Raw genomic sequence first — 10,673 nt, forward strand, 5'->3', positions numbered from 1 at the left:
AGCAGGTTTTGTGGCGGGTGGCGGGGGGGGGGTGTTTATTTAGCCCATGCGCCCCCTTTTTGTGGGGTGGGGGGCCCCGCCCCAAGTACCTGGCGGGGGCCCCCCCCCCCCCCCCCCAGGCCGATCCAGACGACGTGGCCCGAGCGGACCGGCGCGAGCATGAGGCGGGTCAGAGGGGAATCGGGATTGAGCGGCATCGGTCGATGAAGGCGCGGCGGTGAGCCATTCTCGCGCGCTTCAGCTATCGGCGCTTGTCGGCGTCCAGCCGAACACGTCCTCGAAGCGCTCGCGAAACGGCGTCCGAATGCCGGCGGGCGATTGCCGGACATAGGCTTCGGCGCGGTCGCGTTCTTCTTCGCCGAGCGATTGCAGATAGGTCACCGCTTCATCGACACTCGGCATGCGGCCGTTGCGCTCGCGCGATTTGGGCGGCAGCGCGGTCCAGACCACGGCGTCCGCGCCGTTGCGTTCGAGCCATGACGCGATGGCATGCGACTGCGGATACGTCATGCCGTGAGGCGCGGGAATGCTCCCGATCCAATCGACCACATTGGCGCGTACATCCTCGCGCGCGCGTAACGCTTCACGCGCGGCGTCGAGCGAGTCGACAGCGACGCGCGCCCAGAACGTGGGTTGCACAGGTCCGGATTCGAGGACGACGAGGCTCACGATCTCGCCGTCCGAATGGCGCGCGAACTCCAGCGGAAGCAGTGGACCGCCCTCGCGCCATTGCCCGTCGATGGGGAACCCTTTGAGGTTCCATAGCAACGACCCCCAAGCCACACAGACGATGTTCATGCCGCTTCGCTTTAGATGTTGAGGCTGAGGCAGGGAGCATGGCGCGTGCCCATGAGATGCGAGGCGCGTGGCGCCAGTCATCATGCGGATTCGCGCGGGCTGGCGGTCGGCGCGACGAAACGCGAGGCCGGAGTCGAACTGGGCCGCAATGCGATCAACAGCACGAGCGCGCCGCCGATCAAGTCGAACGCAGTTATGTCGAATACGTCTGGTGATCCTGCTTGGGGCGGGCCGCTTCAATCGAATGCAACCAGTGCGAATGCGGAAGGAAAGCCCGACAATTACGCCCGCGCCGCTCAGTGATCAGACGTTAAACCGCGCGTCCGCAACCACGACTCAAGCCGCCTGCGGCTCGAACGGAAACTGCTCGACTTCGCCGCCTTGCGCGACGACCACGGTGCTTTCCGGAATCTCCTGCCACCATCCGGGCAGATCGGCGAGCGGCTCGGACACGACCAGAAACGCATCCTCTCCGGCCATCGCGATGCGCGGATCGTCGGGATACAACTCGTGCAAGTGGCGGAACGACGTGTTGTGAAAGAGCGAGCGCGACTGTCTTTCGCTCGAATAGCGGACTGCCACGATTTGCTCGCCGTCGGTCGCGCAGACCGTCATGTTCAGCGGGTCGGCCACGCCATGGCGGCGCGCGGTGTCCTCGACGAATGCCACCATCCGCTCGAGCGCGGTCACAGGCGCATGCGCCAGCCCGAACGTCAACGCGAGGAAGAACAGCACTTCCGAATCGGTCGATCCTTCGATCGACGGGAACAGTTCGGGCGCGACCGCCACCATCAGATCGCGGCGCAACACCGGGTAGTTGCGCACGAGGCCGTTATGCACGAAGAGCCACCGGCCGTAACGGAACGGATGACAGTTCGTTTCCTGCGACGGCGTGCCGGTCGCCGCGCGTACGTGCGCGACGAACAGCGGCGCGTGGATGGCGCGCGCGGCTTCGCGCAGGTTGCGATCGCTCCACGCCGGCTGAATGCAACGATAGCGAAAGGGAATGTCGGTCGGATGTCCGTACCATCCGATTCCGAAGCCGTCGCCGTTGGTGGTGGTCTGGCCGAGCCGGGCATGCAGGCTCTGGTCGATCAGCGAATGCTTCGTGTTGAAGAGCACGGTTTCGAGCTGAAGCGGATTGCCCGAATAGGCGAGCCAGCGGCACATGATCGTTCCTGTGGAAGGGGGCGTGAGTCGGCCGCCGATGTCTGCCGCAGCGGGCCGGACGATCCGTTCGAGCTGCGCCGGCAGCATCGACGATACACCGATTGTTCGCGCGCTGCCTTCGTCTCGGGATATGTGCAGCGCTTCGCCTTCAGCCAAGACAATCGCGATGCCCTGCCCGCCGCCGATGCACAGGGTCACGAGCGATGCGCTCCCGTTCGTGAACGGCCTTGGCGGTGATGACTACTCCGGTCAAACCTTTTCCTCTTGCACGATGGACTCGCGTTCAGGCTGGTCCTTCACCCAACGCCAGAAGAGCTTGTAAGCCACCGCGAGCATGACCGGGCCGATAAAGAGTCCGATCACCCCGCCCGTCACCATGCCGCCCAGCGCGCCGATCAGCACCACGGGCATCGGCACCGCCACGCCGCGGCCCAGCAGCAAGGGCTTGAGCACGTTGTCGGCGAGGCCCGCTATGAAGACATAGACCGCGAAAGCAATCGTCGCCGCGCTGAAGCCCTGAGTCAGCACCACATAAACGATGACCGGCAGCGTGATGAAGGTCGCGGGAAGCTGCATGATGCCGATGAGCAGCACGGCCAGCGCGAGCAGACCGGCACCGGGAATGTCCATCACGATGAATGCGATGCCGATCAACAACATCTGGATGAACGCGATGCCGACCACGCCCTGCGCGACGGCACGGATCGTCGCCGTCGACAGATCGGCGATCTGTCGTCCGTTCTCCGGTCCCGATATCCGCGATGCGATCAACACTGCGCTTTGATAGCCTTTCTCGCCGTGAGCCATGAAGATTCCCGCGACGATCAAAGCGAGGAAGAACACGACGAGTCCCGCGCCGAGACCCGTGATCGTGCCGAGCACCGCGAGACCCGCTTGCTTGAGTTGGGGCGTGAACTTTTGCGCGAGAACGGTGATATCCGTGGATGCCTGCGCCCAGAAGTCATAGACGTGCCGGCCCACGAGCGGCCACGCGGCCACCGATTCCGCCGGTGGCGGAATTTGCAGCGTGCCGCTCCTGATGACCGACATGGCGTGTTCCATCGAATTCGCTATCGCGACGCCGAGCAGGTACGTCGGCACCAGAATCACAGCGAACGCGACGAGAATGATGAGCGACGCGATGAGGCCGTTTCTGCCCGCGAGAGGGCCGCGAAGTCTCACCTGTAGCGGATACAGCGTGACCGCGAGGATGAGCGCCCAGACCATCAGGTTGAGGAACGGCACGAAGACGCGAAAGCAGAAGACGGCTAGAACGGCGATGAGACCGGCGCGAATCAGAACATCGAGCAGCTCGCGCGAGAGCGTGCGTTCGGTAACGGGCGTTAGCATTTCGTGCCTCCTCGCGGCTTGCCGCAGAGCGTGACGCACGGCTGGCCACTGTTGGCGGGATCATCGACTTATTAGCGCGCCGGCTCGCAAACAGTGCCGCGCCGACAACATACGACCACTAATGACACGACGCGGACAGGACGTTTCACGCGCAGAGGCGCTGGAGAAAGCGTTCCCCGTCCAAGTCTAGGACGGACAGTCCGACTTCTCCAAGAAATCACTGCAACGCAGTGATGGCAAGCCTTACGATGTAATTCATCGCGGAGAAAAACGAACGGCGACGCGCGCATCGCATCCACAGCACAAGTTAACGCGCCCTAGGGACAAGCGAGGGTCGCGGTTCCGGGTCCATGTGCTATAACTTTTGTTGCACCCCCGTGTCTCCATTCAATGCTTCGTTAGCCAAACGGTGGAAACCATGATGCAAAGACGAATTCTCGTGACGGCATCTTCCGCCGTCCTCGCGCTCAGTTGCCTCGCACTGAATGGCTGCACCATGAACAGAAACGCGGGCACCGAGCAGGCGGCGGGTGCCGCCGATCAGCGGCGCTCCATCGACGCCGATGTGGACAGCACGATCCAGCGGCTCTACACCACCGTTCCCGGGTCGCGCGAGCTCGTCGGCAAGGCCCGTGGCGTACTCGTGTTTCCGTCCGTGCTCCAGGCCGGCCTCGTCGTCGGCGCGGAATACGGCAAGGGCGCGCTTCGCGTAGGCGGCCACACCGTCGGCTACTACAGTACGACTTCCGGCTCCTTCGGGCTGCAGGCGGGCGCGCAATCGAAGGCACTCATCTTCCTGTTCATGACGCAGGACGCGCTCGATAGCTTCCGCAATTCCAAAGGGTGGTCGGCGGGAGCGGATGCATCGGTGGCGCTTCTCAAGATGGGCGCGAACGGCAAGATCGATACGACCACCGCCACCAAGCCGGTGAATGCGATCGTACTGACGAACGCCGGCCTGATGGCCGATGCTTCGCTCCAGGGTACGAAAGTAAGCCGACTGGACGAATAAGAGCGCATCGGGTTGCGAGGCGTGAGATCGCGTAGCACCGGCATCGACGATAAGCGCGGCATGGCCGGATTGCGGTCCGCTACGCCATCGAGTTCCACGGGCGCGGGGAATCGACGCGGTCAACGCGCCTCGCTCGTTGCAACGGTGTCACAATACCTCGCGACGACATGCTCCAGGTTGTAGAACATCCGCGCCTCGCTTAACGACTCACCGAGGGGCGAACGTCGCACGCTGTCGAGCACGCTAGGATTCAGCCCCGCGAGCCACAACACGGTTCCGTTTGCGCTCAGGCGCTGTTCGGCTTCCGCGAGCATCTTGAGCGCGGTGTATTCGAGATCGAAAACGCGGCTCAGATCCAGCACGACGATTTGTGCATCGGACTCCTGAACGATCGGACGGATCTTGTCGGCCACGCGCTGCGCGTTGACGAAGAAGATCCGTCCTTCGGGGCGCAGCAGGAGCATGCCCGGAAACGTTTCGTCGTCGGGATGTCTCGGCGACGCAGGCCGGAATACGTTTGTGCCGGGTATGCGCTTGAGCACGTACAGCGGCGGATTGGACACCTGATGCGCGAGCATCAGCAGCGAGACCACGATAGCGACGACAATGCCCGCGAGCGTTCCCAGCAACACGACGCCCACGCATGCGGTGAGCGCCCAGACGAACTCGGTCTTGCGCACTCTCAGGATTGCGCGGAATTCGGACACGCTGAAAAGGCCGATCGAGTAGAACACGACGACTGCGGCAAGCGTCGCGTGCGGCATCAACGCCATCGATGGCGCGAATATCAGCATGACGGCGAGCGCGATCAGCGCCGTGACGATCTGCGCGCATTGCGTGCGCGCGCCGGCCTGCCGGTTGACCGCAGTCTGACTCGTGCCGCCTCCGGACACCATCCCTCCGAAGAGCGCGCTTCCGACGTTCGCAATCCCTGTCGCAAAGAGTTCGCGGTTCGCGTTCGGCGGCGGCTCGTCGTTGCGCGCGAACGCGCGGCCCGCCGCGATGCTCTCGGTGAAACTCATCAGCGCAATGCCCAGTGCGTGCGGCCAGAGCGCGAGCGCAAGCGCCGGGTCCGGCTTGACCCACGAAGGCAGTCCGGCGGGAACCGCGCCCACGGTCTCCACGCCATGCGAGCGCAAGCCGAAAACGGCGACGGCCGCGATCGCCGCCGCCACGACGATGAGCGGCGCCGGCGCGCGCGGCGCGAATCGCTCTAACGCGACCAACCCGGCGATGCTGATGAACGCGAGCGCCATCGTGACCGGCGAAGCGTGCGGCAGGCCGCCGATCAACGACGCCACGTTGTGAAAGAACGATTCCTTCGGGAAATGAATCCCGAATAGCTTCGGCAACTGATCCACGACGATCACGATGGCCACGCCTGCCTTGAATCCCACGAGCACCGGCTCTGAAATGAAGTCCGCGACGAAGCCCATCCGCAACACGGCCGCCGCCAGGAGCATGCCGCCGACGAGAGCGGTCAGCGTGGCGTTCAGGGTCGCGAGCATCTGCGGATCGCCTGCATTCGCCATCATGCCGAGCGTATCGCCCGCAAGGATGGCGAGCGTGGTGGTCGTGCTCACGCTCAGCACGCGCGACGCGCCCGTGAGCGCATAGATGAGCATCGGCACGCACGCTGTATAGAGTCCCACTTGCACGGGCAAGCCTGCGATCGTCGCGTAAGCGAGCGCCTTCGGAATGACGACAGCCGCAGCCGTCGCGCCCGCGATCACGTCCGCATGCGCCCACTGCCTGTCGTAGTGCGACAGCCACTCGGGGATCACCCCGGCGCGGCTGGCGCGAGCGGCGGATGCGCGTTCCGGCATGGCGACTCCCTCGGTGAGCGGGCGGTGCGGCGTCGACGGAAACGGGCTTCAGAACCGCTCGGGCACGTACCTGAGCGGATGATTGCTCTGGCGATAACCCTCCGGCTTCTGCCTTTTCGGCAGCTTCACTTTCTCGCGGGAAAGCGCGGTGTACGGAATGTTCTCGAGCAGGTGACTGATCAGATTGAGCCGCGCGCGCCGCTTGTCGTCCGAACGCACCACGTACCACGGTGCATCGTCGGTATCGGTGGCGGCGAACATGTCGTCGCGCGCACGCGAATAGTCGTACCAGCGGCTATAGGAGCGCAGGTCCATCGGCGAGAGCTTCCAGATCTTACGCTCATCGTGAATGCGCGCTTCGAGGCGGCGGGTCTGCTCTTCTTCGCTCACTTCGAGCCAGTACTTCAGCAGAATCACTCCCGAGTCGATGATCGCGCGCTCGACGAGCGGCACGCCCTTGAGGAAGGTCTGCAATTGCTCGGGCGTGCAGAAGCCCATCACGCGCTCCACCCCCGCGCGGTTGTACCAGCTGCGGTCGAATAGCGCGATTTCGCCTGCAGCCGGCAGATGCGGGATATACCGCTGAAAGTACATCTGCGTTTTCTCGCGCTCCGTGGGCGCGGGCAGCGCGATCACGCGAAAGATACGCGGGCTCACGCGCTCCGTGAGTGCCTTGATGGTCCCGCCCTTGCCCGCGCCGTCGCGTCCCTCGAACACCACGCAGATTTTCGCGCCGGTATGCACCGTCCACTGCTGCAACCTCACGAGCTCTACGTGCAGGCGCGCGAGTTCCTTCTCATACTGCTTCCCGCTCAGACGATTTCCCGTGCGCGCGCCTTCGGATTCCCCGGCAACCTTGTCTTCCATCGCGTTGGCTCCCCATTGGTTCTCGCTCTGCACTCAAGCGCGGCGCTCGTTCGAAGCGACGCACGCGCTTCACGTTTCGTTGCGCTCGGGCATGACCTGCACCACGAGCGTGCGGTCCTTCCAGAACATGTTGTGGACGCGCGGTTGCAGCGTGCGCAACATGTGCGGCTCGAGCGAATGGAAGCTCACGACCGCGGCGGGACGTTCGCCGGTGCCGGGAACGCGCTCGATCGCATCGAAGGCAGGAAAGCCGTACCTGCAAAGAAACTCGCGGATTTCATCGTCCGTCGTGGTCGGTTCCACATTGCCTAGCCAGAGATCACTCATCGCGATGTCCTCCCTTGATGCACCGGTTAGAGCCAAATGAGTTCGACGAGCCGCGTGCCTGGTTATGTGGCGCGCCCGCTGTGTGATGTGCTTAACGAATCAACCGTGTTCGTCCCGCGTCTTCGATTTGCGCTGCGTGAGCGGATTGAGCGCGCTCACGAATATGACGATGCCGATGGCGAGCGCCAACATGCCATAGCGAAATTCGGACGTGGTGTCATAAAGAAGACCATGAATCGTGGCATACAGTCCGCCCAGCCAGATGAAAACGCCGATTGCGGCACACACGCTTCGAAGCTCGGTTCGTCTCATCCATGCCTCCGCGGTTGCCATGCATCGGATACTTCAGTTTAGGAAATTCTGAGTGGTCCTGTGGACACACTTGCTGCAATCCGCTTGGCGCGTTCGGCGCGTTGGACTAAATTGCTAGCGTATTGCCACTGAAATGGAGCCACTGCGCAGGTCCTGCGAGCGCCGCGCGCGGCGCGAAAGGATGCAGGTACGACTTGAACAGCCGTGCATCTCAACAGAGGCCGAACATGCCGAACGCGATTCTCAAGCACGGCCGATTGCATGGATTCGTGGCTTCGTTGCTCTCGCTCGTCCTCTCGATGCCGATGGATCACGCAGAGGCTCAGAACGCGCCACCGCAGACGCCGGGCCGCACGTTCGTCGGCGCCAACGTCAAGCAGTACGCGGATGCAGTGCTCGCCATCATGTCGTACACGGCCGTGCCCGACGTGACCACCAGTTCGCTCTCCATCAATAGCGGCACGACCGGCAACCCGGGATTCGGTCAGACGCAATTCGGCGGCGGCTTTACCCTCAGCAGGTCGTTTCCTCTCTATCTCGAAGGCACGGTCGCCTATAGCCGCTATGATCCGACCTTCATCGCGACGGACGGCAATCAGGAACGTCCCGTGCCGACCAAATGGAACACGGCGAGCACGACGGTGGGCATCGGCTGGGACTTCCCCATTACCGACGAACTGCGCTTCCGGCCCATCGTGAACGGCATGGTGGGCCGCGTGGCAAGCGACCTGCGCATCGCGCAGACCGTCTTCAACCATGTGGCCGATGCGAACCTGCAGTTCCTCGAAGACGGCGTGCTCAATGCCTATGGCGTCGGCGGATCGCTGATGCTCGATCTCGAGCACTATCGCGAGCATTACGAAGTCGACGTGGAACTGCGCGCGACCGATATCTATCTACGCAGCTTCGGCTCCTCGTCCGATGCCGTGCAGGGCTCCGCGACCGCGCAGCAATTCAGCCTGTGGGCCCGCTGGCGCGCGCCGACCGGATTGAGCGCGCTCGACAGGCCGCTGCGCTACGTGCTCGAAACCGCGTACTCGCATTACTTCGGCGACAGCGCAGGCGCGCTCGGCTTCAACGACCTCACCTCGCTCGGCGTGGGGCTGGAACTCGACAGCAGCAAGTACCCGATCGTCATCACGCGCACGCGCGCCATGGTCCGTTATGTCTTCGGACACAACGTGCATGGCGTGTCCTTCGGGTTCGCTGTGAGCTTCTAGCGTATCGCGGGCGCTGCCATCACCGCTTCTTGATGCGCCATTCGCCGCTTGCCTTCTTGCAGGCGACCGGTGTCCACTTCTGTGTCTGCCCCTTCGCGACCGCAACGAGGGTCACGCTGCGGCACGTTTCGCCGCCGCTTTGCCTGGTGTCGCGCGGCGTGACGGTGCCTTCGATGTGAACCGGATTGCCCGTGCCTTCGTTGTTCCAGGGAACCGCTTCGCCGTCCTTCTGCGTGTCGAGCGCATGCTGGGCGGCGCGGTTGAGCGCCTGGCGGTCAGCGGGCTTCATGTAGCTGATCGGCGTGTCGCGCAGAAAGTTCAGATTGTTGGCGAACGCGCAGGCGCACGACACCGAAAGCGTCGCCACGACGCCGCATTTGGCGAGATCGTATGCGCAACGGCGCGGAAGCCGGATCATGATTCGGTGTCCTTCATAACACGTTGCGTTGGCTAGGATCGTACTTCGGGTCGGGCTGCTTCTGCGTCTGGCGCAACACGCCCTGCTCGTCGAAATAGAAGTGGAACAGCATATGATCGATGTTGTTCTCCATGTAGCGATACGACCACACGTCGCGACTCATCCGTTTGTAATGCGCCGTCTCGAACGGGCGGCCGAAGTTCTTCAACACATCATCGCGCGTCCAAATGCCCACTTCCGCGCGGTAGAACTCGTTTTCCTGAAGCACTTGCCGGACACTGACGACCTTGCCCGATGCATCGACATCGACCGCAGTGGTGGTGCTGCCCATCGGCTGCGTGGGCCACATGAGCCGCTTGCCGCCGCCTGGCAAGTCATACGTTTCCTTCGGCGTCCCGAGCCGCGCGACGATAGCCTGCTGATCCATGCCCGGCTCGACATGCTGCTCCGGCTGGGCACAGCCTGCGAGCGCAAGCACGGCGATGCATGCGCCTCGTGATAACGCAACTGCAATGCGTTCTTGCATGGCTATTTCTTCGCGGCCGGTTCGACGGATATCGCGAGTGCCTCGGTATAGACAGCTTTGACCTGATCTCCTTTCTTCACGCGCTTGAGCCGTTCCGGGTCCTCCACATGCAGGTCGAGTGTATTGCCTCGCGGCCCGCGTAGCGTGACGGTTTTCGCATGCCGGTCCACTGCCGCGACGTCGGCGATGATCGTGACTTCCCGGCCAATTTCCCCGCCCGGCTTCGCGCCTACGGGCGCACGCTCGGCCGTCGCTTTCTCGGACGCCGATGGCGAGGTCTTCTTGTCGACGAGACTCAGCGTCAGCGATTCACGATACTGCGCGGTCACGAGATCTCCAACCGCAAGCTGGTCGAAATTGCGCGCCTCGTTCGTCACTTCCAGTTCCATGACCTTGCCGGCCGCTGTCTTGAGCGTGACGGTGCGCGTTGCCGGGTCGATGCCGACAATCGTTGCCGTCACTTTCGACACGCCTTGCACGGTAGCGCCGTTCGCGTCCCGCGTAATGGTCGCGTCGGTTTGCGGCTCGGCTGCGAATGCTGTTGCGAAAAGCACAAGGCACGAGATGACGACCAGACTCACACGCTTCATTTCGACACTCCTCATTCAATGGACGCAAGAAAGCTCGCGAACGCTATTGGATCGAATAGCCGCGTCCCTGCATGCATGCGGCCCATGCGCGGTTATAGGTGTCCATCGCGCCCTGGCTTTGCGCTTGCGCGTTGGCCTGCTGCGCGCGCCGGTTCTGCCGGGCCCTCACGCCGCCCGCCATCGTGCCGGCGGTCGCGCCGATGGCCGCGCCCTTGCCCGCATCGCCCGCGATCGCGCCGATCACCGCGCCGCCAGCC

At 63.4% G+C, this 10,673-nt stretch carries 12 protein-coding genes and 1 pseudogene; 2 read left to right on the forward strand and 11 right to left on the reverse strand.

What is annotated here, in order from left to right; all coding sequences use genetic code 11:
* Positions 1 to 237: 237 nt before the first annotated feature.
* The 3 genes from NCR35_RS19635 to NCR35_RS19645 all read right to left on the reverse strand — a co-directional run bounded on the left by NCR35_RS19635 (position 238) and on the right by NCR35_RS19645 (position 3,318).
* A complete protein-coding gene (locus NCR35_RS19635; RefSeq protein ID WP_250535759.1) occupies positions 238 to 798 on the reverse strand; it encodes a hypothetical protein in 561 nt (186 codons plus the stop codon).
* Between the two features lie 336 nt (positions 799 to 1,134).
* Positions 1,135 to 1,968: a class II glutamine amidotransferase gene (locus NCR35_RS19640; RefSeq protein ID WP_250535767.1), complete on the reverse strand. Its 834-nt coding sequence runs from the start codon at positions 1,966 to 1,968 to the stop codon at positions 1,135 to 1,137.
* 249 nt (positions 1,969 to 2,217) lie between these two features.
* Positions 2,218 to 3,318 carry an AI-2E family transporter gene (locus NCR35_RS19645; RefSeq protein WP_250535760.1) on the reverse strand — a complete coding sequence of 367 codons (1,101 nt, stop codon included), beginning with the start codon at positions 3,316 to 3,318 and terminating at the stop codon, positions 2,218 to 2,220.
* A 421-nt stretch (positions 3,319 to 3,739) separates the two neighbouring features.
* Here NCR35_RS19645 and NCR35_RS19650 point away from each other — a divergent pair, with 421 nt between their 5' ends.
* Entirely contained in the window at positions 3,740 to 4,330 is a 591-nt protein-coding gene (locus tag NCR35_RS19650; RefSeq protein ID WP_244851101.1) for a BPSL1445 family SYLF domain-containing lipoprotein, read from the forward strand.
* A gap of 119 nt (positions 4,331 to 4,449) precedes the next feature.
* On the opposite strand, the gene NCR35_RS19655 is transcribed toward NCR35_RS19650, so the two are convergent.
* The 4 genes from NCR35_RS19655 to NCR35_RS19670 form a co-directional block, all read right to left on the reverse strand.
* A complete protein-coding gene (locus tag NCR35_RS19655; RefSeq protein WP_250535761.1) occupies positions 4,450 to 6,156 on the reverse strand; it encodes a SulP family inorganic anion transporter in 1,707 nt (568 codons plus the stop codon).
* A 48-nt stretch (positions 6,157 to 6,204) separates the two neighbouring features.
* Positions 6,205 to 7,023, reverse strand: a complete 819-nt coding sequence (ppk2, locus tag NCR35_RS19660; protein ID WP_250535768.1) for a polyphosphate kinase 2 — start codon at positions 7,021 to 7,023, stop codon at positions 6,205 to 6,207.
* Positions 7,024 to 7,092: 69 nt separating this feature from the next.
* Complete coding sequence (locus NCR35_RS19665) at positions 7,093 to 7,350, reverse strand: RNA recognition motif domain-containing protein (protein WP_250535762.1); 258 nt, start codon at positions 7,348 to 7,350, stop codon at positions 7,093 to 7,095.
* A gap of 99 nt (positions 7,351 to 7,449) precedes the next feature.
* Positions 7,450 to 7,662 (reverse strand): DUF2964 family protein, encoded by a 213-nt coding sequence (locus NCR35_RS19670; RefSeq protein WP_250535763.1) that lies wholly within the window; start codon positions 7,660 to 7,662, stop codon positions 7,450 to 7,452.
* 299 nt (positions 7,663 to 7,961) lie between these two features.
* Here NCR35_RS19670 and NCR35_RS19675 point away from each other — a divergent pair, with 299 nt between their 5' ends.
* Positions 7,962 to 8,882 carry a hypothetical protein gene (locus NCR35_RS19675; protein WP_250535769.1) on the forward strand — a complete coding sequence of 307 codons (921 nt, stop codon included), beginning with the start codon at positions 7,962 to 7,964 and terminating at the stop codon, positions 8,880 to 8,882.
* Between the two features lie 19 nt (positions 8,883 to 8,901).
* Here NCR35_RS19675 and NCR35_RS19680 read toward each other — a convergent pair whose 3' ends face one another.
* The 4 genes and pseudogenes from NCR35_RS19680 to NCR35_RS19695 form a co-directional block, all read right to left on the reverse strand.
* Complete coding sequence (locus NCR35_RS19680) at positions 8,902 to 9,300, reverse strand: RT0821/Lpp0805 family surface protein (RefSeq protein ID WP_250535764.1); 399 nt, start codon at positions 9,298 to 9,300, stop codon at positions 8,902 to 8,904.
* 13 nt (positions 9,301 to 9,313) lie between these two features.
* A complete protein-coding gene (locus tag NCR35_RS19685; RefSeq protein WP_250535765.1) occupies positions 9,314 to 9,826 on the reverse strand; it encodes a hypothetical protein in 513 nt (170 codons plus the stop codon).
* Between the two features lie 2 nt (positions 9,827 to 9,828).
* A complete protein-coding gene (locus tag NCR35_RS19690; RefSeq protein WP_250535766.1) occupies positions 9,829 to 10,416 on the reverse strand; it encodes a hypothetical protein in 588 nt (195 codons plus the stop codon).
* Positions 10,417 to 10,459: 43 nt separating this feature from the next.
* Positions 10,460 to 10,673, reverse strand: a pseudogene (locus NCR35_RS19695) (hypothetical protein); the annotation flags it as partial.

The organism is Caballeronia sp. AZ10_KS36 (genome assembly GCF_023631105.1).
Classification (GTDB): Bacteria; Pseudomonadota; Gammaproteobacteria; order Burkholderiales; family Burkholderiaceae; genus Caballeronia.

Bases quoted from the DNA above. Each gene is read 5' to 3' on its own strand.
- NCR35_RS19635 (WP_250535759.1), bottom strand. From the start codon at position 798: ATGAACATCGTCTGTGTGGCTTGGGGGTCGTTGCTATGGAACCTCAAA.
- NCR35_RS19640 (WP_250535767.1), bottom strand. From the start codon at position 1,968: ATGTGCCGCTGGCTCGCCTATTCGGGCAATCCGCTTCAGCTCGAAACC.
- NCR35_RS19645 (WP_250535760.1), bottom strand. From the start codon at position 3,318: ATGCTAACGCCCGTTACCGAACGCACGCTCTCGCGCGAGCTGCTCGAT.
- NCR35_RS19650 (WP_244851101.1), top strand. From the start codon at position 3,740: ATGCAAAGACGAATTCTCGTGACGGCATCTTCCGCCGTCCTCGCGCTC.
- NCR35_RS19655 (WP_250535761.1), bottom strand. From the start codon at position 6,156: ATGCCGGAACGCGCATCCGCCGCTCGCGCCAGCCGCGCCGGGGTGATC.
- ppk2 (WP_250535768.1), bottom strand. From the start codon at position 7,023: ATGGAAGACAAGGTTGCCGGGGAATCCGAAGGCGCGCGCACGGGAAAT.
- NCR35_RS19665 (WP_250535762.1), bottom strand. From the start codon at position 7,350: ATGAGTGATCTCTGGCTAGGCAATGTGGAACCGACCACGACGGACGAT.
- NCR35_RS19670 (WP_250535763.1), bottom strand. From the start codon at position 7,662: ATGAGACGAACCGAGCTTCGAAGCGTGTGTGCCGCAATCGGCGTTTTC.
- NCR35_RS19675 (WP_250535769.1), top strand. From the start codon at position 7,962: ATGCCGATGGATCACGCAGAGGCTCAGAACGCGCCACCGCAGACGCCG.
- NCR35_RS19680 (WP_250535764.1), bottom strand. From the start codon at position 9,300: ATGATCCGGCTTCCGCGCCGTTGCGCATACGATCTCGCCAAATGCGGC.
- NCR35_RS19685 (WP_250535765.1), bottom strand. From the start codon at position 9,826: ATGCAAGAACGCATTGCAGTTGCGTTATCACGAGGCGCATGCATCGCC.
- NCR35_RS19690 (WP_250535766.1), bottom strand. From the start codon at position 10,416: ATGAAGCGTGTGAGTCTGGTCGTCATCTCGTGCCTTGTGCTTTTCGCA.